The sequence below is a fragment of the uncultured Roseobacter sp. genome (assembly GCF_947492555.1).
GTDB lineage: Bacteria > Pseudomonadota > Alphaproteobacteria > Rhodobacterales > Rhodobacteraceae > Roseobacter.
The window spans coordinates 824,590-845,680 of record NZ_CANLNE010000001.1; the positions used below are offsets into that span (position 1 = coordinate 824,590).

The 21,091-nt window shown below is 60.2% G+C and carries 26 protein-coding genes; 14 read left to right on the forward strand and 12 right to left on the reverse strand.

Features of this window, described 5'->3' with window-relative positions:
- Window positions 1-5 precede the first annotated feature (5 nt).
- Together Q1A07_RS03945 and Q1A07_RS03950 are read left to right on the forward strand one after the other, a co-directional pair.
- Window positions 6-293 carry a hypothetical protein gene (locus Q1A07_RS03945; RefSeq protein ID WP_299778004.1) on the forward strand — a complete coding sequence of 96 codons (288 nt, stop codon included), beginning with the start codon at window positions 6-8 and terminating at the stop codon, window positions 291-293.
- Window positions 294-413: 120 nt separating this feature from the next.
- Window positions 414-1,538 (forward strand): beta-ketoacyl-ACP synthase III, encoded by a 1,125-nt coding sequence (locus Q1A07_RS03950; RefSeq protein WP_299778005.1) that lies wholly within the window; start codon window positions 414-416, stop codon window positions 1,536-1,538.
- A gap of 9 nt (window positions 1,539-1,547) precedes the next feature.
- Here Q1A07_RS03950 and Q1A07_RS03955 read toward each other — a convergent pair whose 3' ends face one another.
- Entirely contained in the window at window positions 1,548-2,012 is a 465-nt protein-coding gene (locus Q1A07_RS03955; protein ID WP_299778006.1) for a hypothetical protein, read from the reverse strand.
- Between the two features lie 285 nt (window positions 2,013-2,297).
- On the opposite strand from Q1A07_RS03955, the gene Q1A07_RS03960 reads away from it, so the two are divergent.
- Window positions 2,298-2,879 (forward strand): thymidine kinase, encoded by a 582-nt coding sequence (locus Q1A07_RS03960; protein ID WP_299778007.1) that lies wholly within the window; start codon window positions 2,298-2,300, stop codon window positions 2,877-2,879.
- A gap of 4 nt (window positions 2,880-2,883) precedes the next feature.
- On the opposite strand, the gene Q1A07_RS03965 is transcribed toward Q1A07_RS03960, so the two are convergent.
- From Q1A07_RS03965 to Q1A07_RS03985, 5 genes are all read right to left on the reverse strand, one after another.
- On the reverse strand, window positions 2,884-3,822 hold the full coding sequence (locus tag Q1A07_RS03965) for a D-glycerate dehydrogenase (RefSeq protein WP_299778008.1): 939 nt from the start codon (window positions 3,820-3,822) through the stop codon (window positions 2,884-2,886).
- A gap of 11 nt (window positions 3,823-3,833) precedes the next feature.
- Window positions 3,834-4,172, reverse strand: a complete 339-nt coding sequence (locus Q1A07_RS03970) for a tRNA-binding protein (protein ID WP_299778009.1) — start codon at window positions 4,170-4,172, stop codon at window positions 3,834-3,836.
- A complete protein-coding gene (gene proC, locus Q1A07_RS03975; RefSeq protein WP_299778010.1) occupies window positions 4,165-4,980 on the reverse strand; it encodes a pyrroline-5-carboxylate reductase in 816 nt (271 codons plus the stop codon). Before proC ends, Q1A07_RS03970 begins: the two co-directional genes overlap by 8 nt.
- Before the next feature lie 39 nt (window positions 4,981-5,019).
- On the reverse strand, window positions 5,020-5,520 hold the full coding sequence (locus Q1A07_RS03980; RefSeq protein ID WP_299778011.1) for a YbjN domain-containing protein: 501 nt from the start codon (window positions 5,518-5,520) through the stop codon (window positions 5,020-5,022).
- Window positions 5,521-5,814: 294 nt separating this feature from the next.
- Window positions 5,815-6,057 carry an accessory factor UbiK family protein gene (locus Q1A07_RS03985; protein ID WP_299778012.1) on the reverse strand — a complete coding sequence of 81 codons (243 nt, stop codon included), beginning with the start codon at window positions 6,055-6,057 and terminating at the stop codon, window positions 5,815-5,817.
- A gap of 94 nt (window positions 6,058-6,151) precedes the next feature.
- On the opposite strand from Q1A07_RS03985, the gene lgt reads away from it, so the two are divergent.
- From lgt to Q1A07_RS04010, 5 genes are all read left to right on the forward strand, one after another.
- The gene (gene lgt, locus Q1A07_RS03990; RefSeq protein WP_299778014.1) at window positions 6,152-7,036 is read left to right on the forward strand and encodes a prolipoprotein diacylglyceryl transferase; all 885 of its coding nucleotides are present in this window, start codon (window positions 6,152-6,154) and stop codon (window positions 7,034-7,036) included.
- Window positions 7,033-8,091, forward strand: coding sequence for an SAM-dependent methyltransferase (locus Q1A07_RS03995; protein WP_299778016.1), 1,059 nt, complete (start codon window positions 7,033-7,035; stop codon window positions 8,089-8,091). Before lgt ends, Q1A07_RS03995 begins: the two co-directional genes overlap by 4 nt.
- Window positions 8,088-8,843 carry a peptidoglycan editing factor PgeF gene (gene pgeF / locus Q1A07_RS04000; RefSeq protein WP_299778017.1) on the forward strand — a complete coding sequence of 252 codons (756 nt, stop codon included), beginning with the start codon at window positions 8,088-8,090 and terminating at the stop codon, window positions 8,841-8,843. The genes Q1A07_RS03995 and pgeF overlap by 4 nt, the downstream gene beginning before the upstream one ends.
- A 296-nt stretch (window positions 8,844-9,139) precedes the next feature.
- Window positions 9,140-9,286 (forward strand): hypothetical protein, encoded by a 147-nt coding sequence (locus Q1A07_RS04005; protein WP_299778019.1) that lies wholly within the window; start codon window positions 9,140-9,142, stop codon window positions 9,284-9,286.
- A gap of 294 nt (window positions 9,287-9,580) precedes the next feature.
- Window positions 9,581-10,351 (forward strand): Hint domain-containing protein, encoded by a 771-nt coding sequence (locus Q1A07_RS04010; RefSeq protein WP_299778021.1) that lies wholly within the window; start codon window positions 9,581-9,583, stop codon window positions 10,349-10,351.
- 9 nt (window positions 10,352-10,360) lie between these two features.
- Here the strand turns inward: Q1A07_RS04010 and Q1A07_RS04015 are convergent, their stop codons facing one another.
- On the reverse strand, window positions 10,361-10,861 hold the full coding sequence (locus tag Q1A07_RS04015; protein WP_299778023.1) for an Lrp/AsnC family transcriptional regulator: 501 nt from the start codon (window positions 10,859-10,861) through the stop codon (window positions 10,361-10,363).
- A 198-nt stretch (window positions 10,862-11,059) separates the two neighbouring features.
- On the opposite strand from Q1A07_RS04015, the gene trxB reads away from it, so the two are divergent.
- The 3 genes from trxB (at window position 11,060) to Q1A07_RS04030 (ending at window position 15,416) form a co-directional block, all read left to right on the forward strand.
- Complete coding sequence (gene trxB, locus Q1A07_RS04020; RefSeq protein ID WP_299778025.1) at window positions 11,060-12,061, forward strand: thioredoxin-disulfide reductase; 1,002 nt, start codon at window positions 11,060-11,062, stop codon at window positions 12,059-12,061.
- A gap of 158 nt (window positions 12,062-12,219) precedes the next feature.
- Entirely contained in the window at window positions 12,220-13,539 is a 1,320-nt protein-coding gene (locus tag Q1A07_RS04025; protein ID WP_299778027.1) for a cytochrome P450, read from the forward strand.
- A 158-nt stretch (window positions 13,540-13,697) separates the two neighbouring features.
- On the forward strand, window positions 13,698-15,416 hold the full coding sequence (locus Q1A07_RS04030; RefSeq protein ID WP_299778029.1) for a bifunctional sulfate adenylyltransferase/adenylylsulfate kinase: 1,719 nt from the start codon (window positions 13,698-13,700) through the stop codon (window positions 15,414-15,416).
- 57 nt (window positions 15,417-15,473) lie between these two features.
- Here Q1A07_RS04030 and Q1A07_RS04035 read toward each other — a convergent pair whose 3' ends face one another.
- From Q1A07_RS04035 to Q1A07_RS04045, 3 genes are all read right to left on the reverse strand, one after another.
- Window positions 15,474-16,355 (reverse strand): PhzF family phenazine biosynthesis protein, encoded by an 882-nt coding sequence (locus tag Q1A07_RS04035; RefSeq protein ID WP_299778030.1) that lies wholly within the window; start codon window positions 16,353-16,355, stop codon window positions 15,474-15,476.
- A gap of 74 nt (window positions 16,356-16,429) precedes the next feature.
- The gene (locus Q1A07_RS04040) at window positions 16,430-16,654 is read right to left on the reverse strand and encodes a DUF1150 family protein (RefSeq protein WP_299778032.1); all 225 of its coding nucleotides are present in this window, start codon (window positions 16,652-16,654) and stop codon (window positions 16,430-16,432) included.
- Window positions 16,655-16,658: 4 nt separating this feature from the next.
- On the reverse strand, window positions 16,659-17,072 hold the full coding sequence (locus Q1A07_RS04045; RefSeq protein WP_299778034.1) for an Hsp20 family protein: 414 nt from the start codon (window positions 17,070-17,072) through the stop codon (window positions 16,659-16,661).
- Window positions 17,073-17,238: 166 nt separating this feature from the next.
- Between Q1A07_RS04045 and Q1A07_RS04050 the strand changes: the two genes are divergently transcribed.
- From Q1A07_RS04050 to Q1A07_RS04060, 3 genes are all read left to right on the forward strand, one after another.
- Window positions 17,239-17,463 carry a DUF465 domain-containing protein gene (locus Q1A07_RS04050; protein ID WP_299778036.1) on the forward strand — a complete coding sequence of 75 codons (225 nt, stop codon included), beginning with the start codon at window positions 17,239-17,241 and terminating at the stop codon, window positions 17,461-17,463.
- A 93-nt stretch (window positions 17,464-17,556) separates the two neighbouring features.
- Window positions 17,557-18,045 (forward strand): 5-(carboxyamino)imidazole ribonucleotide mutase, encoded by a 489-nt coding sequence (gene purE, locus Q1A07_RS04055; RefSeq protein WP_299778038.1) that lies wholly within the window; start codon window positions 17,557-17,559, stop codon window positions 18,043-18,045.
- Window positions 18,038-19,105 carry a 5-(carboxyamino)imidazole ribonucleotide synthase gene (locus Q1A07_RS04060; RefSeq protein WP_299778040.1) on the forward strand — a complete coding sequence of 356 codons (1,068 nt, stop codon included), beginning with the start codon at window positions 18,038-18,040 and terminating at the stop codon, window positions 19,103-19,105. The genes purE and Q1A07_RS04060 overlap by 8 nt, the downstream gene beginning before the upstream one ends.
- Before the next feature lie 8 nt (window positions 19,106-19,113).
- On the opposite strand, the gene Q1A07_RS04065 is transcribed toward Q1A07_RS04060, so the two are convergent.
- A complete protein-coding gene (locus Q1A07_RS04065) occupies window positions 19,114-20,259 on the reverse strand; it encodes an alpha-D-ribose 1-methylphosphonate 5-triphosphate diphosphatase (RefSeq protein ID WP_299778042.1) in 1,146 nt (381 codons plus the stop codon).
- Window positions 20,246-21,037, reverse strand: a complete 792-nt coding sequence (locus Q1A07_RS04070; protein ID WP_299778044.1) for an alpha/beta fold hydrolase — start codon at window positions 21,035-21,037, stop codon at window positions 20,246-20,248. Before Q1A07_RS04070 ends, Q1A07_RS04065 begins: the two co-directional genes overlap by 14 nt.
- Window positions 21,038-21,091: the final 54 nt, after the last annotated feature.

Consider the following 21,091-nt stretch of genomic DNA (forward strand, 5'->3'; position numbering starts at 1 on the left):
TTCAAATGCGTTTCCTTCTTCTGACATCCGCGCTGGTCCTGTCGGCCTGTGCCCCCGCGCCGGAACCTGTCACCGGTTCCCTGCCCTTCTTCGGCGACGGTTACCGGTTCAAGGGCGATATCTGCCGCCGCGTAGGCGAGGATGATTTCACCAACCAGTTTCTCGACGACGCTGCCGATCTCGTGGGCTGTCCCGAGGACGCGGAGAACCTTGGCGTGTTCGTGATCGACACCGGGGCTGTCGAAGTGGCCCGGCGGGATGGCTACGTGCTTTATTCCGTACCTGTGCGCTGACTACAGCAGCACCGCTCAACGCCTTGCGCAAAGGCCATGCACGGCTGTAACGCCACGTCCGCCACCTTGACCTCAGCGGGAGAAATGGGCCACATTGGTTGATCGTTTGGAGAGCCCGTTATGAATACCCCCGCCATCACCGGTACCGGTGTTTTCACCCCGTCTGAGGTCATCACGAATGCGGAACTGGTTGCCGCCTTCAACGCCTATGTCGATCTCTTCAACGCTGAGAACGCCGATGAGATCGCAGCAGGCACAGTGGCGGCAAAGGAGTATTCCTCCGAGGATTTCATCTTCAAAGCCTCCGGTATTCAGCAGCGCTATGTGATCGACAAAACGGGCGTTCTCGACCCGAAGGTCATGCATCCGCTGCTCCGCCAGCGCAGCGACGATGAACCCTCGCTGATGGCCGAGATGGGCGTGAAGGCCGCACAGAACGCTCTGGCACAGGCCGGGAAATCGGCAAAAGATGTGGACCTCGTTATCTGTGCCGCCTCCAATATGGAACGCGCCTACCCCGCTGTCGCCATCGAAATCCAGCAGCAGCTTGGGATCAGCGGGTTTGCCTTTGACATGAACGTCGCCTGCTCATCGGCCACCTTCGGCATTCAGGCGGCGGCGGACATGGTGCGATCCGGCAGCATTGGCGGCGCGCTGGTCATCAATCCGGAGATTTGTTCAGCTCATCTGGAATGGCGCGACCGGGATTGCCATTTCATTTTCGGCGATGTGGCAACCGCAACATTGATCGAAACAGCCCAGGCCGCCACCGGCCCCTATTTCGAGATCAAATCCACCCGCTGTGCCACGGAATTCTCGAACAACATCCGCAACAACAACGGGTATCTGAGGCGGTCACGCCCCGCCGGGATGGTTGACCGTCGCGACATGCAGTTCATGCAAAACGGCCGCAAGGTCTTCAAGGAAGTGCTGCCGATGGTCAGCGATCACATCGCCGCGCATATGGCCGACGGGGGTGTGCAGGCCGCCGACCTGAAGCGCCTTTGGCTGCATCAGGCCAACAAGACCATGAATGATTTCATCGGCAAGAAAGTCCTTGGCCGTACGCCGGAGCCGTCGGAGCAGCCCAACATCCTGCAGGACTATGCCAATACCTCCTCCGCCGGGTCGATCATCGCCTTTTCCAAATACTCCGGTGATCTGGAAGACGGGGACAGGGGGTTGATCTGTTCTTTCGGCGCGGGATATTCCGTGGGGTCCGTTCTGGTTGAACGCCACGCTTAGACGCGTGTTTTAGGCGGCGCCGTGATCGTTTTCCAGATGCAACTTCATGTCGATCAGCACCTGTTGCAGTAATCCGGTTTCGCGCAACAACCGTTTGGCTTCGTTCACGGTGATCTTTCCGTCTTCCATGGATTGCTGATACTCGCCCATTAACATGGCAAAACGTTGGCTGAGCGCGATTACATCCGCATTCACACCCCCCGGTCGTTCCGCGTTCGGGCGACGCTCATCGTATTGCAAAGAGGTGCCGGACAGCTCAGCCAATGCACCCGTGACATGCGGATACTTGGCCGCCTGTTCCAACAGGGCCACGGATTCGATTGGCATAAACCGGTCAGCATGCTCATCATGGTCGGAATAATACCGCCCCAACGTGGCCTTTGATTTGCCCGTCAATTTGCAAGCCTGTTCAACGCCCACGTCTTTTACCAGCGCTTCTGTGTGTTTTTTCAGATACCTGCCAATCGCCGTCATAATCGTCCTTCTCACTCAAAACGTGCCGCTTTTCCTTCAAGGGGGAAAACCGTCTTGGCTTTTCCATTAATCGGATGTCAGGGAAATGTCATTTATAAAAGCACTCCCATTGTTCGGGAGTCTAGTGAGTGGCCGGCAGTCCCAGCGCCGGTTTCGGTTAGGAGCCCTGTTGCGTTCTGCCGATTTTGGGACCGGCAGGTTGGCGTCCGCGTCAACAGTCACGCAAGGGCTCTGACAATGGGTGTACCGCTTGCGGCGCGTTTCCGCGCGTCCTATCAAACAGCCATGGCCAAGCTTTATTTCCATTATTCGACCATGAACGCGGGCAAATCGACCGTACTCCTGCAAGCCGCGCACAACTACCGCGAACGCGGCATGGTGCCCTATCTTCTGACCGCCCAGTTCGACAATCGCGCCGGAGACGGACGGATCGCCTCGCGCATCGGGATTGGGGAAGAGGCGGACACCTTCGGTACAAATGACGATCTGTTTGCACGCATCGCCGAACGCCAAACAAAGGAGCCAATCGCCTGCGTTTTCGTGGACGAAGCGCAGTTCCTGACGGAGACACAGGTCTGGCAGTTGGCACGGGCGGTCGATGATCTGAACGTACCCATAATGTGTTTTGGTCTAAGGGTGGATTTCCGCGGGCAACTCTTTCCCGGCTCCGCCACGCTGTTGGCGCTGGCTGATGAGATGCGGGAGGTGCGTACCATCTGCCATTGCGGTAAGAAGGCCACGATGGTTGTGCGCCAAGACAGCGAAGGGCGGGCGCTCTTGGATGGTGCGCAGGTTCAGATCGGCGGCAATGAAACCTATGTCTCGCTCTGCCGCAGGCATTGGCGCGAAGCTGTGGGCGACCGCTGAGCCGTCACACCAGATTTGGCGGCGTCTCCCCGGCAAAGAACGCCTCGAGGTTTGCCACCGTCATCAGCCCCATATCCTCGCGGACTTCCAGCGCCGCCGTGCCGATATGCGGCAGCAACACCACGTTCTCCATGCGCTTCAACGCATCGGGCACTGCAGGCTCGAATTCGTAGACATCCAGTCCGGCGCCGCCAATCTGCCCGTCCTCAAGTGCCCGGATCAGGGCGCTTTCCTCGACCACATTGCCACGCGCGATGTTGATCAGATGCGCGTGGCTTTGCATGGCCTCCAGCACCTCAGCATTGATCAGGTGATGGGTTTCATCGCCACCGGGCACCGCAATCACCAGCACGTCAACAGAAGCGGCCAGGGCCAGCAGGCATTCTTTCGGCTGGGCCGGAAAGTCCAGATCCTTGGGGGAACGGCTGTGATAGGCCACCCGCATGCCAAACCCGAAATGACAGCGCCGGGCAATCGCCTGCCCGATGCGGCCCATGCCGACGATCCCCACGGTCTTGCCACCCAGATGCATGCCCAGAAGCTGTGTCGGGTGCCACCCTTCCCAATGCCCCGCACGCACCATACGCTCGCCTTCCCCGGCGCGGCGCGCGCTCATCAGCATCAGCGTCATTGCCGTGTCGGCGGTTGCATCGGTCACCGCGCCGGGCGTGTTTGTCACAGTGATCCCGGCCGCTTTGGCGGCAGCGACGTCGATGTGATTATATCCAACCCCAAAGTTCGCCAGAATCCGGCAGCGCCAGCTGTCCTCAGCCTTGAAAATCTCCTCCGAGAAGAGATCCCCCAGCGTGGGGATGACCGCATCATATTTGCTCAGCGCCGTGCGCATTTCCTCCACCGTCAGGGGTGAAGTCATCGGGCGGACCGTGACGTCGAAAAGCGCCTCAGCCGCGGCTCGCACCTTTTCCGGCAGGGGCCGTGTCATCCATAGTTTAGTCAATGCATCCGCCCTCCCTGCGGCACCTCGATATCCGGCGTGATCAGCACGATCTCTCCGGTCTCATCGGGCAGCCCCAGCACCAGCACCTCGGACATGAAGGGGCCAATCTGGCGGGGTGGGAAATTCACAACGGCCAGCACCTGCTTGCCCACCAGCGCTTCGGGCTCGTAATGCGCGGTGACCTGTGCCGAGGTTTTGCGCTCCCCGATCTCATCGCCAAAATCGATCCACATCTTGATGGCCGGTTTACGCGCTTCAGGAAAGACTTCGGCCCGCAGCACCGTGCCACAGCGGATATCGACCTTCAGAAAATCGTCGAAACTGATGTTATCCATTGGCCAACTCCCGTGATCTGTCTGTGGCCGCCTTCACCGCGCGGCTGAGCAAAGCAGGAAAGCCATTTGCCTCATCCATAAGGACCTCAAGCGCCGCTTGGGTGGTCCCATTGGGCGAAGTCACGTTGATGCGCAACTGGCTTGGGTCTTCCTCCGCGTCGCGCGCCAGCGCTCCGGCCCCTGCCACCGTGGCCTTGGCAAGCTGCAGGGAAAGATCGGCTGACAAACCCTGCTCCACCCCGGCGGCGGCCATGGTTTCGATCATATGAAACACGTAAGCCGGCCCCGACCCGCTGACCCCGGTGACCGCGTCAATCTGCGCCTCCGTCGACAGCCGGACCACCTCACCAACCGCCTTGAGCAAGGTTTCCGCTTCGTCCAGCGCACCGGCGCTGGCGTGGGCATTGCCAACAATGGCGGTGATTCCCTGCGAGATCGCGGCAGGCGTGTTCGGCATGGCCCGGATGATCGGCGTCCGGTCCCCGAGTATCTCTTCGAAGCGTGCGATGGTTATTCCGGCCGCCACGCTGACAAAAACCGTGTCGCCATTGCCCATGGCCGCCAGCGTGGGCAACGCATCGGTCATCATCTGGGGTTTGACGGCCACCAGCACAATTGCCGGTGCCTCGGGCAGGTCCTCGTTCAGGTGCACCCCCGTGGTGCGAAGCCAGTCGGACGGTTGCGGATCAACAACCCAGACAGCGGTGGGCAGCAGCCCCTTTGCCAGCCATCCGGCCAGCATTGCCGACCCCATCTTGCCGCAGCCCAGCAGAACCAGCCCGTGGCGCGCGATGCGACTGTCTTGCATGAGAATGCCCCCGAAACGATTGATCTCAGGGGCGTAGGTTTACGCGCGACCGTAAGCCTCTGCAATGGCGACCTGCAGCGCCTGTGTCGGGGTCTGGTTGCCCCAGGCCATCAGCTGCATCGCGGGGTAGTAGCGCTCTGCACTCATGACGGCCGCGCCGATCATCGTGTCGATCTGATCCGCGCTGGCCACATGGCCTCCGGCCAGGACAAGGCCGTAGCGATAGACCATCAGCTTTTGCTCTTCCCAATAGGTGAAGGCCCCGGCCCAGCATTGATCGTTCACGTGGTTCAAAAGCTCATAGAGTTCGGGCAGCTTTTCCTTGGGCGGGTCCATGTCAAAGGTGCAGATCATGCGCAGCGTTTCGTCAAAGGCGGACCATGCCAGCGTCAGCGAGTAGGTGCGCCATTGACCTTCCACGGCCATCGCGATCTGTTCGTCTGAAATACGGTCGAAATCCCACTCGTGGTGGGCTGCAAGATGCTCAACGATGTCGATGGGGTGAATGTCGTCTTCCAGAAACTGCTCGGACAGGGCCATGGTGCCACCTCTTTTTATCGCGCTAGCGCTAAGGGCCCAGGAGGGCCCCCAACACTAGGTGCCTGCTCTACAGACCGGGGCGAGCCCCCGTGTCCATACCAGATATGGTGCGGTGTGAACTGCGCTCTGGCAACCCCTATTCTTGTGGGTAACCGCAATAAGTTGTGGATGAGTGGGGATACGTCGCAAAATGTCACCAATCGTAACCATTGGTGATCGCGATTAACCGGATGTTAATAAAAAACGGGCGCGCAACAGCCGTCGCGCACCCGAAAAATCAGAGAAAACGAGGTATCAGTCTTTCGACTCAAGCGCGTCCAGCCGCGCCTTGAGCGCTTCGTTCTCTTCCCGCGCCTTTTGCGCCATGGTCCGGACCGCATCGAATTCTTCACGGGTGACGAAATCACGATCGGCCAGCCATCGGTCCATCATGCCTTTCATCGCGGTCTCGGCTTCGTCGCGCGCGCCCTGGGCCACGCCCATCGCGTTGGTCATCAGTTGCGAGATATCGTCGAAAATCTTGTTGCGCGTTTGCATCTGTCGCCTCCGGCTGTTCACAAAGAGTATATGGTGCCAAAGAGGGCGACCTGCAAGGTTGACTTCCCCTGCCCGCCCAAGGAAAGGATGCGCCATGCCTGCGATGCTACCTTTCCCCGACATCTCGCCCGAGATCTTTTCGATCTCCGTTTTCGGCTTCGAATTCGCGCTGCGCTGGTACGCGCTGGCCTATATCGTTGGTATCCTGCTCGGCTGGCAGCTGGTGGTGCGCGCCGTGCAGACACCGCGCCTGTGGCGCAATGAAACGCCGGTCATGTCCAAGGCGCAAATCGAGGATTTGCTTACCTGGGTGATCATTGGCGTTATCCTCGGCGGGCGGCTCGGCTACGTCGCATTCTACCAGCCCGCCTACTATCTGCAGCACCCCACTGAAATCCTCGCCGTCTGGCAGGGCGGCATGGCGTTTCACGGCGGGCTGCTAGGAGTTATCGTCGCGGGGCTCATCTACACATGGCGGCACGACATTGCGCGGCTTAGCGCTGCGGACATCATGGCCCTGGGGGTGCCGCCGGGTCTTTTGCTCGGGCGCCTAGCGAATTTCATCAACGCCGAACTCTGGGGCCGACCGACCGACCTGCCCTGGGGCGTGGCCTTTCCAACCGAAGCGGCGCAAAACTGCCCCGATGTCATCGGCATTTGCGCGCGACACCCGTCACAGCTCTACGAAGCGGGGCTTGAGGGCCTGCTGCTGGGTGCGGTCCTCATCTGGCTGGTCTGGCGGTCCGGTGCGTTGAAAACCCCGGGCCTTGTGGCAGGTGTCTTTTTCGCGGGCTATGGTCTGGCCCGATTTCTGGTCGAATTCGTCCGCCAGCCAGATGCGCAGTTCATCTCAGAGGGCAATCCGCTGGGGTTGGCCTGGCATATCGGGGGGTGGGGCCTGACGATGGGACAGATCCTGTCGCTGCCCATGATCGCCTTGGGGCTCTGGCTTGCCGCACGGGCGCGCCGCGCCGCATGAGCCTGCGCGATCTGATCCGCGCACGCGTTGCGCAAAACGGGCCGATCTCGCTGGCCGATTACATGGCCGAATGCCTGCTGCACCCTGCGCATGGATACTACACGACGCGCGTCCCCTTTGGAAAAGCAGGCGATTTCATCACAGCACCCGAGATCAGCCAGATGTTTGGCGAACTGGTCGGGTTGTGCCTCGCCCAGGCGTGGATGGATCAGGGGGCACCAAAACCGTTCGCCCTGGCAGAGTTGGGCCCGGGGCGTGGTACGTTGATGGCGGATGTCCTGCGCGCCACCCGCAGCGTGCCGGGTTTCCACGACGTTGCGACCGTGACACTGGTGGAAGCCTCCTCTCAGCTGGCACAACAACAACGGGAAGTATTGGCCGGTTTCGACATCACTCACGTCGCAAGCGCGGACGAGATTGCTGAACAGCCGCTTTTTCTGATTGCCAATGAGTTTTTCGACGCCCTGCCGATCCGACAGTTCATCCGGGCCGGTCAGCAGTGGCGTGAAACCCAGATCGGCCTGTCAGGGGAGGATCTGGTGCTGGGACAAGGACCCGCGCTGCCCCAACCGGCCCTGAAAGAACGCCTGCCAGACACCAAGGACGGTGACGTGGTCGAATATGCCCCGACCGCGGCTCCGATCATGGATGCCATCGGGGGGCGGATCGCCCGCCATGGTGGTGCTGGGCTGATCATTGACTACGGTGACTGGCGCAGCCTCGGCGATACCTTTCAGGCGCTCAAGGACCATCAACCGGTGGATCCGCTTGCCGATCCGGGCGCTGCCGACCTGACGGCGCACGTGGATTTCGAGGCGCTGGCCACCGCGGCACTCTGTGAGATCACCCGCCTGACCCCCCAGGGCGTTTTCCTGGAACGGCTGGGCATCACCCAGCGTGCACAATCGCTCGCCACGGGCCTTCGCGGATCAGCGCTTGAAGCGCATATCGCGGCACATCGGCGCTTGACGCACCCCGATGAAATGGGAAACCTGTTCAAGGTAATGGGTCTGTTTCCAGCCGGGTGCAGTCCGCCACCGGGGTTGGATCAATGACGCTCGAAATATTGACTTCAGACAGCCTTGCCCCGGTGCATCACGGGTTTTTCACACGGCGCGGCGGTGCCTCCTCCGGCGTTTTTGCCGGGTTGAACTGCGGCCAGGGCAGCTCGGACCAATCGGAAATCGTCGCCATCAACCGGGCGCGTGTGGCGGATGCGATGGGCGTGGCGCCCGCGCACCTGATCAGCGTGCATCAGGTGCATTCCGCCGAGGCCGTAACGGTTGACGGCCCGTTCCAAGACAAGCCGCGTGCCGATGCGCTGGTGACGGACAAGCCCGGCCTGGCCCTGTCCGTGCTGACGGCGGATTGCCAGCCGGTGCTGTTTGCGGATGCAGAGGCCGGGGTCATCGGTGCCGCACATGCTGGATGGCGCGGGGCGTTGGACGGCGTTCTGGAGGCCACTGTGGATGCGATGTGCGCCCTCGGCGCAAACCGCGGCGCCATCCATGCGGCCATTGGACCCTCTATTTCACAGCGCGCCTACGAGGTCGGGCCAGAGTTTTTCGAAACCTTCCTAGCCGAAGACCCCGACAACGCCCGATTTTTCGCCAATGGTCACGGCGACCGGATGCTTTTTGACCTGCCGGGCTTCGGGTTACACCGGCTGCGCATGGCGGGTGTAGGCGACGCTGAATGGACACGACACTGCACCTACGCCGACCCTGAGCGTTTTTACTCCTATCGCCGCGCGACACATGCAAAGGAAGCCGACTACGGTCGCCTCATTGCCGCCATCGCTTTGTGACAGCATACATATATGGGCGAAACATTGGCAGCTTCTGCCCCATGGATGCCGCATTATCCGTGAACAATCTGCCCACAGGGCAAGGATTGACCTCGAATTCAAGCAGTTTGCGTATTGCCTCCACCATAATAGCAAAGGGCTTGGCCAATTGCGGCAAAATCTGCGCATTTGGCCGAAATAGGGCAGGAACTTTTTTAAAAAACTTCTGGAATCGCCCTAAAGCGGCCCGAATGAACCGCCACATTCATGGTTAACAAGAGGCAAGAGCCCGAACCTTAACCGAGCAGGAAACAACCATGAAAACCAACATGCGCTTTATCAAATCAATCACGGAGGCCGCAGCTCAGCCGGACACCGTTCTGCCGTGGACACGCGGCAGACGCCGAACGGAATTTATCGCCAAACGCGCCGAAGCGATGAAGAGCGCTCGCAAGGCCGGCTAAAAGCAGCAGTCCAGCACACCGTATTGTTCCCTCCAAAGAACGTGACCCCCGAATGACGATTCGTTCGGGGGTTTTTACTTTCAGATTGTGGCAACCAGCGCCTAAACCGGGAAACAAATCACGCATCTTGCAGCATTTATCCGCAACACAGGACCAATGGCGCGCTGGTTTTGACATCGTCCAGTGGCGGAAGGCATTTTGATATCTCAAAAGCACGAAAGTACATCTGATGTCCTTTCCGTGTTCGTCGGTGGGGGTCGACACGGGATGCGACCAACCTGAAAAGGTATTTGCATGACCACCTCGCCTTCTGGCGTCGCCCTGACCGACTATTCCAATCGCTCTGTTCAGGCGCATGCCCATCCACAAAAAACCGCCGCAATGGGGGCACTCAGTGTCAGAACCGTTGATGTCGCGGCATTGCGGAGTGACGGCAGCATTGTCATTGGTCAACGCAAAATCCCGACACTTCCAGTTTTCGACAATGCCTTCTCGGCATTCGCGCGCGGAACACCTTTGCAGACACACGAAGGTTTCGTCGCTGTTGAAGACCTGCAGCCGGGTGATCGCGTCCTGACGGCAGATGGCAGCGCCGGTCGGGTGACTTGGATTGGCTCGGCCAGTTTCGCGCCCTCGGACTCGCAACGCCGCAGCGTGCTAACACGCCTGATGGCGGATAGCTTCGGGGTCAATCGGCCAGATAGTTTTCTCAGCCTTGGACCTGCGGCGCGCCTGCTGCAAACCCCGCCGCATCTTCGCGCTGAAACTGGTGAGAAGCGCATCATGACACTGGCCAGTGGTTTCGTAGACGGCGTGAACGTCATCGAGGTCGCACCACCGACACCGGTTCAGATGTTCCATCTCAGCCTCGATCGCCATACCGCTGTGATCGCAGGAGGGTTGGAAGTCGAGACGTATCATCCGGGCGCTAATCCGATGCGCCTGCTCTCTCACACGTTGCGGTCCGTTTTCATGTCAATCTTTCCACATCTGACGCATATCAGCGATTTCGGTCCGATGGCCTATGACCGGGCGCCAGAAGAGGACGATTTGACAGCGGCCTGAGCCATTCCGTCAGGCCGTAGTGCTCAACCGCTCTTCCAACACGTCAAACGGGACACCGGGCTCATCCTTGGCGCCCCGGATGACCAGCGATGTTTTCACACTCGCCACGTTCGGGGTTGTAAGGAGTTCTCCCGTCAGGAACTGCTGGAAACTGGACAGATCAGGTGCGGCACATTTAAGGATGAAATCCACCTCGCCATTCAGCATGTGGCATTCCCGGACGAGTGGCCAGGCCCGGCAGCGATTCTCAAAGGCCGTCAGATCTGCTTCCGCCTGACTGGCCAGCCCGACCATCGCAAAAACCTGCACCTCAAACCCCAGCGCGCGCGCGTCCACTTCTGCGTGGTAGCCTTTGATGTAGCCAGCTTCCTCAAGCGTGCGTACCCGGCGCAAACAGGGCGGCGCGGAAATACCCACCCGCTTGGCCAATTCCACATTGGTCATACGGCCATCTGCCTGCAATTCGGCAAGAATCTTTCGATCAATCGGATCCAGTCGTGTTACAGCCATATCGCCCCCGGATTTTTCGGTTGTTATACCACCGCGCCCAGCGCGCGCAATAATATTTCGTAATTGCGCAAGATTCTTTCCGCCACCCCCAAAACCTGCAACCCGGACTTGCAGCCACGGCACGCACGGCGGGGGTTTAAGAGCGGCCCTGCCCGCTATATATCCGGAGGGCTGCTATGACATCGATTGGGGATTCCTATGGCTGAGACAAGACAAACACGCGTGCTGATCATCGGATCGGGACCTGCAGGATATACTGCAGGTGTCTACGCAAGCCGCGCGATGCTGAACCCCATTCTGGTGCAGGGGATCGAACCCGGCGGCCAGTTGACGACCACCACCGAGGTTGAAAACTGGCCCGGTGACAGCGAGGTGCAGGGCCCGGACCTGATGATCCGGATGCAGGAGCACGCCAAGGCGATGGGCACCGAAATCATTGGCGATATCATCACCGATCTCGATCTGTCCCAACGCCCGTTTGTGGCCAAGGGCGACAGCGGCACCACCTACATCGCAGAGGCGGTCATTCTGGCAACCGGCGCGCGGGCCAAGTGGCTGGGGCTGCCGTCCGAGGAGAAATTCAAGGGCTTTGGCGTTTCTGCCTGCGCCACCTGCGACGGTTTCTTCTACCGTGGACAGGAAATCGTCGTCATCGGTGGTGGCAATACCGCTGTAGAAGAAGCACTCTTCCTGACCAACTTTGCCTCCAAGGTGACGCTTGTGCACCGCCGCGATGAGCTGCGCGCCGAAAAAATCCTGATCGACCGGTTGATGAAGAACCCTAAGATCGAACCGCTGTGGTTCCATGAACTGGAAGAAGTGGTCGGCGCGGAAAATCCGCTGGGGGTTGAGGCCGTGCGCGTCAAGCACACCAAGACCGGTGCGGTTAAAGAGATCCCCGCCAAAGGCGTTTTTGTCGCCATCGGCCATGCGCCTGCCAATGAATTGGTCAAGGACGTTCTGGACACCCACATGGGCGGCTACGTGGTCACGAAGCCCGACAGCACGGAAACCTCAATTCCGGGCGTTTTTGCCGCAGGCGATCTGACCGATCACAAATACCGCCAGGCGGTGACTTCGGCCGGCATGGGCTGCATGGCCGCACTGGAGGCAGAACGGTTCCTTGCCGAAAATGAAGGGGCCGAGACCTCATTGCCACTGGGCTACGGCGCCGAAGTGGCCGAGAGCGCCGCAGAGTAACCACGTCTCCCTGAGAATGCTGCACGTACCGGCACCCCGGTTGTGCCGGGGTGTTGCGTGCGTGCGGTGGGTTAAGAGCCCTCACATCTCCTGACGGGATAAGTCGGTCTGCGCCCCCTGTGGCGCATTCCGATTTTCCTGCTCAGCGAGGTTCACTCATGCCCACCAAAGCCGCCCTTGCGCATATTCCCGGCCCACCGGCCCTCCCGCTCATCGGTCACACGCTGACCATCGTGAAGGACAGCTATGGCACACAGCAGGACTACATCCGTCGCTACGGTCCGGTGTATAAAACCAATATGCTGGGCGTCTGGCGCGTGAACCTCTGCGGCGCGGATGCCATGGAGATGGTGCTGCTCGATCGCAACGAGCTGTTCTCCTCCGAAGGCGGCTGGGATGCGCTCAAACGGATTTATCCCGGTGGATTGCTGTTGCAGGACTTTGACCATCACCGGGCAAACCGCCGGATCATGCAGGCGGCGTTCCGGGCCTCGGCCATTCGCGACTATCGCCTGCGGATGACCGGCGCGATGGCGGATCTGCTGGAAAGCTGGCCAAATGGAGAGGCATTTTGCTTTTACAAGGCGGTCAAGGATTTGACCCTGCGGCTGGGTGGCGCCGTTTTCATGGGCCTGCCGCTGGATGGTCCGCTGGCCCGTCAGGTAAACCGGGCCATTCAGGATGAAATCCGCGCCTCTCTGGCCGTGATCCGCCACCCCATCCCCTTAACGCCAATGTGGCGCGGCGTGCGCGGGCGGCATTTCCTGCGCGAAACCTTCCGCAAGCTGATCCCCGAACGCCGGGCGCAAGGAGGCGATGATTTCTTCTCCCAGATGTGCCTTGCACGGGATGAAGACGGGCGCGGATGGGATGAGGACCAGATCCTAGATCAGTTCAACCTGCTGATCATGGCCGCCCATGACACCACCGCCACCGCCCTGACCGTGATGATCGAAGCACTGGCGTCTCACCCGGAGTGGCAGGACCGGCTGGCCGACGAAGTCGCGGCGCTTGGGGACGGCCCTCTGGACGAAGACGCGCTGGCCAAGATGACCCAGACGAACAATGTCTTCCGCGAAGCGTTGCGCCTGGTGCCGCCGGTGCCCTTCATTCCCCGGCAAGCCACGCGCGATTTTCACTGGCGCGGGTTCGACATTCCGGCCGGGACGTCGCTGGCGCTGAACCCGGGCGTGACGATGCTCTCGCCTGAGCACTTCACCAACCCGACCACCTTTGACCCGGATCGATTTACCCCTGAGCGCGCAGAAGATCAGAGCCACAAATTCGCCTGGACACCTTTCGGCGGGGGGGCCCACAAATGCATTGGCATGCATTTTTCCACGCTGCAGGTGAAGCTCTTCGTGGCAACCCTGCTGCGCAAACGCCGCGTGCAACTGGCCGCCGCTGCACCTGAATGGCAGCGCATGCCGATCCCGAAACCGAAAGGTGGATTGCCCATCCTTCTTTCCCCTGCCTGATCGAAACCCGTTGCGATCCCGCGATATGCATGCGCCGGATAGGGGAATTGCGCGGCGCCAACCCATTCTTTGCTTGAAAACACCTCGCTTGACGCGCTAAGGGCCAGCGGAAGGCATTTTGGGGGGAAATGCCACTGAATTTGTAAGCGAGTGAATTGATGATGACAGCGACCCTCTCCCCGATTTCCGAACTCTACGTTTCTTACGAGTCTGCCCAGAAATTAAAGGCGGAAGCAGGCGACCTGCTGAGCTGGGATCTAACACCCCGGCAGATCTGCGATCTGGAACTTCTGATGAACGGCGGGTTCAATCCGCTCAAAGGGTTCCTGTCTGAGGCAGACTACGACAGCGTCGTTGACAAGATGCGTCTGGCCGATGGCACACTGTGGCCGATGCCGATCACGCTGGACGTGAATGACGCTTTTGCCGACCAGCTTGAGGTCGGTCAGGACATCGCCTTGCGCGATCAGGAGGGCGTGATCCTCGCCACAATGACCGTCACCGACCGCTGGACCCCGAACAAGGCGCTTGAGGCTGAAAAGGTGTTTGGTGCTGATGACGATGCGCACCCCGCCGTGAACTACCTGCACAATCAGGCGGGCAAGATTTATCTCGGCGGGCCCGTGACCGGCATTCAACAACCGGTGCACTATGATTTCCGGGCGCGCCGCGACACGCCAAACGAAATGCGGGCCTTTTTCCGCAAGGTGGGCTGGAAACGCGTTGTGGCCTTCCAGACCCGCAACCCGCTGCACCGGGCGCATCAGGAACTGACCTTCCGCGCCGCCCGTGAGGCACAGGCGAACCTGCTGATCCATCCTGTCGTCGGGATGACTAAACCGGGTGACGTGGACCACTTTACCCGCGTGCGCTGCTACGAGGCGGTTCTGGACAAATACCCGGCGGCGACGACATCCATGTCCCTGCTGAACCTCGCGATGCGCATGGCGGGCCCGCGCGAAGCGGTCTGGCACGGACTGATCCGCAAGAACCACGGCTGCACGCATTTCATTGTGGGCCGCGACCACGCAGGCCCCGGCAAGAATTCGGCAGGCGAAGACTTTTACGGGCCTTACGATGCGCAAGACCTCTTCCGCGAGCATCAGGAAGAGATGGGCATCGAGATGGTGGACTTCAAACATATGGTTTGGGTCCAGGAACGCGCGCAATACGAGCCTGCGGATGAGATCAAGGATAAGGACAAGGTCACCATCCTGAACATCTCCGGCACGGAATTGCGCCGCCGTTTGGCCGAAGGTCTGGAAATTCCGGAATGGTTCTCTTTCCCCGAGGTCGTCACCGAATTGCGCCGCACGCGCCCACCGCGGAGCCAGCAAGGCTTCACCGTATTCTTCACCGGCTTTTCCGGCTCCGGCAAATCCACCATCGCAAATGCTCTGATGGTCAAGTTGATGGAAATGGGCGGGCGTCCGGTGACCCTGCTTGACGGTGATATCGTCCGCAAGAACCTCAGCTCCGAACTCGGGTTCTCCAAGGAACACCGCGACCTGAACATCCGGCGCATCGGCTATGTAGCCTCCGAGATCACCAAGAACGGCGGCATTGCGATCTGTGCGCCCATCGCGCCCTATGCAACCACCCGCCGGGCCGTACGGGAGGATGTGGAATCCTTCGGGGCCTTCGTGGAAGTGCATGTCGCTACCTCGATCGAGGAATGCGAACGCCGCGACCGCAAAGGGCTCTACAAGCTGGCACGCGAAGGAAAAATCAAGGAATTCACAGGGATTTCAGACCCCTATGACGTACCTGCCGATCCCGAGCTCAGCGTGGAGACAGAGAATGTGGATGTGGACAGCTGCGCCCATCAGGTCCTTTTGAAACTGGAAAGCATGGGGCTGATCACCGGTCGCAGCTGATCTGTTTGACGTCCGAAGTAATCGCCGCTGTCTCGGATCGGGGCAGCGGTTTTTTATCTAAAGACGTTGAGGCAGGTTGACCTTACCGGACATGACAATGGCGCCGTGACCTGAAACTTCCACGCCCGTGATGCCGTCCCTTGGTCCGAGAACACGCACTTGGGCGCTGCCCGGACGGCCCATTCCATGGCCCTGTTCAGCGGTAAAATCAGGTTGGTCGATCAACCCACGCGCCCAAAGATAAGACGCCATGGCCCCAGTGGCCGAGCCGGTAAACGCGTCTTCCGGCGGGCTCGGTGGTGCCAGCAGAAGCCTGCTGAAGGTATCGCCCGAGGGCGTGGCCCCGGACAGGGTGACCCAGAACGGCTCCATCATATTGTCATCCTGTTGCCCAAGATGCGCGCAGAGCGCCCGCAGGGCTTTAACATCGAACCGCAGGTTTCCGAGCGTTGCACGATCCTTGAGAACGGTCACGCAGAACGGCAATCCGGTGGAAACAATCTGAGGCGGTGCGATGATGTCCTCTGTCCTGATCCCACCCACGGCCGCAACCAGCCCGACCGGAACCTCAGGGCCAAATTCAGGAGCGATCTGTGTCATTTTTACCTGCGCCCCAGACACCTCAACCGGGATGATCCCAGCCTGTGTTTCCAGCGTCAGCGGCCCGTCCTGGACACTCCCCCGCGCGCGCAGGGCGGCGACGGTAGCGATGGTCGGATGTCCAGCAAAAGGTATTTCACGGCTGGCCAAAAAATATCGCACCCGGATATCGGCCACCTCGGACGGGCCGGTGAAGGTGCATTCCACGAGGGATGTTTCGCGCACATAGGCCATGCAGACGTCGTCCGAAACGTCTGCACCTTCATGGACAACAGCACAGCCATTCCCGCCAAACACGGATTCCGAAAACGCGTCCACCCAATCAAATTCAAATTGCATCGGCGCCCCCTGAAACAGAAAAGACCGCAGCATTCTGCGGCCTTGTTGATCATGTTCACGCCATTGATGGGACGTCAATGCACAGCAACGGCCTCATAGTCGTTCTGACGTGCCAGCTTAAAGGCAAGCTCACGGTTCGCGACCAGAGCCAGTTGCTGGCCATCGCTGTCATGGACCGCGTAGAGCTGATCCAGATCGCCCGCCTGATCGCGCACTTCACTCGGCAATTCGGTCACATCGACGACTTTTACGTAGACGATGCGGTTCTCAACGGGCGCTGTTTCGAATGGTTCTTGCATGTCGTCACCCTTTCTTGATGTCTATTGTCTGCACGACGGTCTGTGGCTTGGCGCGGGTCAGGTCCACGTGCAGCAGACCGTTCTCCATGATCGCTTCGCCGACATCGACGCCATCGGCGAGCACAAAGCTCCGCTGGAACTGCCGCGCGGCGATGCCACGATGCAGGAAAACCCGGTTGTCCGTGTCTTCTCTCTGTCGTCCCCGGATGACCAGTTGGCGGTCCTCAACGGTGATCGAAAGATCGTCTTCACCAAAGCCCGCCACAGCAAGTGTGATGCGGTAGGAATAGTCCGATGTCTGTTCAATATTGAACGGCGGGTAGCCTTCATTGCCGGATTTCGCAGTACGCTCCAGCAGTCTTTCAAGTTGCTCGAACCCCAACATATGGGGGTAAGAAGCCAGGGTCATCTTCGTCATGCGACACGTCCTTATCAGTCAAGCGACAGTCAGTTTCGGGTCCCGTTTCGGCGGCCCGTACACTAAATATGGGGAGCAATCCGCCTTGACGCAAGGGCTATGCGGAGAGTTGGTGAATGCGTATGATAAAGCCTACCTATTGTTTATTGTACGGAATCACCGATCTATGAACGCCCCCACGGACCTGTCGATGAAAACGGATGAAGTGTTGCGCGTGGAGCTAGCCGTGTTCCAGCGTGAGCACCGTGATCTGGATGAAGCCATTCAGGCGCTTTCCGAGAAGGGCATGGGGGATCAGCTGACCCTGCAGCGGCTCAAGAAACGCAAACTCCGGCTGAAAGATCTGATCGCCCAGATCGAAGATCGCCTGACACCCGACATCATCGCCTGAGCGGCCCCAAAAACACCAGAGACTGCGCATTGCCTCCGCTTTTTCTTTGGCTATAGTGCCGCTTCCTGAACCTGGGCCGAGGGAGGCTTTCACATGACCGGACCCGCTGTGGGCATCATCATGGGCAGCCAATCGGATTGGCCCACAATGCGCGAAGCTGCCGACCTGCTCGACACCTTGGGTATCGCTTTCGAGAAACGCATCGTCTCGGCGCACCGCACCCCGGATCGCCTGTGGGACTATGGGCGCACGGCCGTTGAACGCGGGGTGCAGGTGATCATTGCAGGCGCCGGTGGCGCAGCCCATCTGCCCGGCATGATGGCGTCGAAAACACGTGTGCCGGTGATCGGCGTGCCGGTGCAGACCAAGGCGCTGTCCGGCGTGGATTCGCTCTACTCCATTCTGCAGATGCCGCGTGGCTACCCGGTCGCCACGATGGCCATCGGCGCGGCAGGTGCTGCGAACGCCGGGCTGATGGCGGCGGGCATTCTCGCCCTGCAGGATGCCGCATTGGCGGATCGGCTGGATGCGTGGCGCGCCGCGCTCTCCGCCTCCATCCCCGAGGTTCCGACTGATGACTGATCCGCTGCCCACGGGCGCAACAATCGGCATTCTGGGCGGTGGCCAGTTGGGCCGTATGCTGTCGGTGGCCGCAGCACGGCTTGGGTTTCGCACGCATATCTTCGAGCCCGGCGCCGAGCCACCCGCCGGACATGTTTGTCACCAGCTGACGACGGCTGCGTATGATGACGCAGCTGCACTGCAACGCTTTGCGCGTGGCGTCGATGTGGTGACCTACGAATTTGAGAACATTCCCACCGCTGCGCTGGACATCCTCGAAGCGCTCAAACCGATCAGGCCGGGGCGCGAGGCCCTGCGCATCAGCCAGGACAGGTTGACGGAAAAGACGTTTTTGCAGGATCTCGGGCTGAACGTCGCCCCTTTTGCAGATGTCGCTGATGCGGAAACCCTGCGAGCGGCTGTCTCGAAAATCGGTGTACCGTCGATCCTGAAAACCCGGCGCTTTGGCTATGATGGCAAGGGGCAAGCCCGCCTGAAGACCCCCGAAGGTATGGAGGCGGCCTGGGCGGAGATGGTGGATCAACCCGCCATTCTGGAAGGTTTCATCGACTTCACCCACGAGGTTTCAGTGATCGCAGCGCGCAGCCCACAGGGCGACGTCGCCTGCTATGACCCAGGCGAAAACGTGCACCGTGACGGTATTCTGCACACCACCACCGTGCCCGCGCGCCTGAGCGCATCGCATCGAACCGATGCCGTGCTGATCGCCGCTAAAATCCTGAACGCGCTCGACTACGTTGGGGTCCTTGGCGTCGAACTCTTCGTCACGGCGCAAGGACTGATCGTAAATGAAATCGCGCCGCGCGTGCACAACTCCGGCCATTGGACGCAGAACGGATGTGTCGTGGACCAGTTTGAGCAACATATCCGGGCGGTCGCGGGTTGGCCGCTCGGGGACGGTACGCGATATGCAGATGTGGTCATGGAAAATCTGATCGGCGATGACATGGACCGCGTAGACGCATATTCCCGGCAGGCGGATACAGCGCTACATCTTTACGGAAAGGCCGAAACAAAGCCGGGACGCAAGATGGGCCACGTGAACCGCGTTGTGAAATAATGCAGCACTCAGGCGGCAAAAAAGCGATCGGCGATCTCACCTGACAGATGACTGAAGCGGCCTGCGACAAGGGTCGCGGCAACGCGGTGTGTTGCGGCATCAAGGATCACGATATCTGCGCGCTTGCCCGGTGTCAGGGTCCCCCGGTCGGTCAGGCCGAGCACCTGTGCAGGCCCTTCAGAAACCAGCCGCCAACTCTCGGCAAAACCGGCCACACCCGATTTTTCGAGCATCAACGCCGCACGGCGCGGGCTGGGATAGTGATAATCCGAGGCCAGCGCATCGCAGAGCCCCATGCTGATCAGCTCCAGCGCAGAAACATTCCCGTTGTGCGATCCGCCGCGCACCACGTTGGGCGCACCCAGCACCACGGGATCGCCCGCCGCTTTTGCCGCCTCCGCTGCCGCCAGCGTCTCGGGAAACTCGGCAATCAGCACGCCCCGGTCATGCCAGATCTTGCGCTGCTCCCGGCTCGCGTCGTCATGGCTGCCCATCCGCTTTCCCTGCTCGCGCAGTTGCGCGCAGAGCGCATCCAGCGCCTCCGGCACCATGCCTGTCTGCGCATGCAATTCCAGCATCATCGCGAAATGATCATCCGGATTGCGCCCTGCCTTGAGCGCCTGGCCCACCATACGTGGCGGTTTACGCCCCTCTGAGAGCCGCTGATGCGGCAAGTGGTCGTTGAAAACCACGTAGTCCACACCCCACGCATCCATGCGGGACGGCAGGCTTTCATAAAGGTCAAGCAAATGGGTTTCGAACCGCAATTGCGCCCGCAGGTCCGTCACCAACGACGGGCGGACATCACGAATCGCGCCAAAAACCTGATCGGCAAACGTGAGGCCGCGCAGCCCACCTTCCCAGCTGATAAACTGTGCCAACACGGCGGTGGTGATGCCATTCGCTGCCAGCTCCGCCTCGGCAGCGAGAAGACCTTCGGCCATTTGCTTCATGGCGCCTCTGCGCGGCGCGAGGTGGCGCTCAAACCCATCGCCATGCAGATCGACAATGCCCGGCAGCACCAGATAGCCGTCGAGGTTCACCGATCTTCCAACCGCACCCTCGACAATTGAACCATCCGAAAGGGACAGATCATCCGGGCTTAACCCGTCCGTCCGCAAGACCTGTCCGCCCTGAAGATTAAGGTCGGCCAATCATTTCCCCCACGCTGGGCACACAATTGCCATTCGGGCAGCCAAGCTGAGACAGGACCGCATCAAACCACGTCAGCGAACGATCAAAACGACCGGTGTTCAGAAAGGCCACCGTCTGCGCAATCACCCGTGGGTTGTTCATCATGAAAGTATGGGTCACCGGCAGGACGATGTGATCGTTCATGCCTGCCACGCGGGTTGACGCGACCGAGACCTTGCCGTCGTCACGCCCCGGCAAGAGGGAAGAAAAATAAGGGTTCAGCGATTGATCGCCCGCGATCACGCCAAGATCGAATGTGACCGCCGGCAAGCGGCGCGGTAGATCCTCTGGCCCTGTGCCCAGCTGCGCGCCCGCCGGACCGCTGATCCAGTCAAAGGCTTCAATATCGTCAAGCGCATCCACGACCTCGCTGCCCTGGTTGGGCGGAGCCAACATCACAACGCGGCCGATCCGACCGGGATTTGCACTCACCACCCACTGCCGCAACAGGATACCGCCCATCGAGTGGGTCACAAAGTCGACCTTGCCGCGCGGTCCGCAGTTTGCCATCGCATCCGGCAGCGTTTGCGCAACGAGTTCCGCAACGGGCGCTTCGGTTGACGGGTAGCCCGGACGCACAACCGTATAGCCTTCCGCATTCAACGCCGCTTCCATCACAGCAAAAGAAAGCTCGGTACGCGCCAGTCCATGCAACAAGACGACACATCTCGCTTGCGCCGTCGTTGCCGCAACGACGAAAGCACAGGCGGTCAGCAGAATTCTTGCAGCTCTGGTCATAGCTAATGAGATAATGCGAATGTGGTCGCAACAACAGTGTAACGTCACGCCTAT

Bases quoted from the DNA above. Each gene is read 5' to 3' on its own strand.
- Q1A07_RS03980 (WP_299778011.1), bottom strand. From the start codon at position 5,520: ATGGCCCTGTCCGAGCAGTTTCTGGAAGACGACATTCACCCCATCGAC.
- Q1A07_RS03970 (WP_299778009.1), bottom strand. From the start codon at position 4,172: ATGGATAACATCAGTTTCGACGATTTTCTGAAGGTCGATATCCGCTGT.
- Q1A07_RS03995 (WP_299778016.1), top strand. From the start codon at position 7,033: ATGAGCCTGCGCGATCTGATCCGCGCACGCGTTGCGCAAAACGGGCCG.
- purE (WP_299778038.1), top strand. From the start codon at position 17,557: ATGACCGGACCCGCTGTGGGCATCATCATGGGCAGCCAATCGGATTGG.
- trxB (WP_299778025.1), top strand. From the start codon at position 11,060: ATGGCTGAGACAAGACAAACACGCGTGCTGATCATCGGATCGGGACCT.
- Q1A07_RS03965 (WP_299778008.1), bottom strand. From the start codon at position 3,822: ATGACACGGCCCCTGCCGGAAAAGGTGCGAGCCGCGGCTGAGGCGCTT.
- Q1A07_RS04035 (WP_299778030.1), bottom strand. From the start codon at position 16,355: ATGCAATTTGAATTTGATTGGGTGGACGCGTTTTCGGAATCCGTGTTT.
- Q1A07_RS04045 (WP_299778034.1), bottom strand. From the start codon at position 17,072: ATGACGAAGATGACCCTGGCTTCTTACCCCCATATGTTGGGGTTCGAG.
- Q1A07_RS04030 (WP_299778029.1), top strand. From the start codon at position 13,698: ATGATGACAGCGACCCTCTCCCCGATTTCCGAACTCTACGTTTCTTAC.
- proC (WP_299778010.1), bottom strand. From the start codon at position 4,980: ATGCAAGACAGTCGCATCGCGCGCCACGGGCTGGTTCTGCTGGGCTGC.
- Q1A07_RS04005 (WP_299778019.1), top strand. From the start codon at position 9,140: ATGAAAACCAACATGCGCTTTATCAAATCAATCACGGAGGCCGCAGCT.
- Q1A07_RS03985 (WP_299778012.1), bottom strand. From the start codon at position 6,057: ATGCAAACGCGCAACAAGATTTTCGACGATATCTCGCAACTGATGACC.
- Q1A07_RS03955 (WP_299778006.1), bottom strand. From the start codon at position 2,012: ATGACGGCGATTGGCAGGTATCTGAAAAAACACACAGAAGCGCTGGTA.
- Q1A07_RS03945 (WP_299778004.1), top strand. From the start codon at position 6: ATGCGTTTCCTTCTTCTGACATCCGCGCTGGTCCTGTCGGCCTGTGCC.
- Q1A07_RS04070 (WP_299778044.1), bottom strand. From the start codon at position 21,037: ATGACCAGAGCTGCAAGAATTCTGCTGACCGCCTGTGCTTTCGTCGTT.
- Q1A07_RS04025 (WP_299778027.1), top strand. From the start codon at position 12,220: ATGCCCACCAAAGCCGCCCTTGCGCATATTCCCGGCCCACCGGCCCTC.
- Q1A07_RS03960 (WP_299778007.1), top strand. From the start codon at position 2,298: ATGGCCAAGCTTTATTTCCATTATTCGACCATGAACGCGGGCAAATCG.
- Q1A07_RS03950 (WP_299778005.1), top strand. From the start codon at position 414: ATGAATACCCCCGCCATCACCGGTACCGGTGTTTTCACCCCGTCTGAG.
- lgt (WP_299778014.1), top strand. From the start codon at position 6,152: ATGCCTGCGATGCTACCTTTCCCCGACATCTCGCCCGAGATCTTTTCG.
- Q1A07_RS04060 (WP_299778040.1), top strand. From the start codon at position 18,038: ATGACTGATCCGCTGCCCACGGGCGCAACAATCGGCATTCTGGGCGGT.
- pgeF (WP_299778017.1), top strand. From the start codon at position 8,088: ATGACGCTCGAAATATTGACTTCAGACAGCCTTGCCCCGGTGCATCAC.
- Q1A07_RS04010 (WP_299778021.1), top strand. From the start codon at position 9,581: ATGACCACCTCGCCTTCTGGCGTCGCCCTGACCGACTATTCCAATCGC.
- Q1A07_RS04040 (WP_299778032.1), bottom strand. From the start codon at position 16,654: ATGCAAGAACCATTCGAAACAGCGCCCGTTGAGAACCGCATCGTCTAC.
- Q1A07_RS04050 (WP_299778036.1), top strand. From the start codon at position 17,239: ATGAACGCCCCCACGGACCTGTCGATGAAAACGGATGAAGTGTTGCGC.
- Q1A07_RS04015 (WP_299778023.1), bottom strand. From the start codon at position 10,861: ATGGCTGTAACACGACTGGATCCGATTGATCGAAAGATTCTTGCCGAA.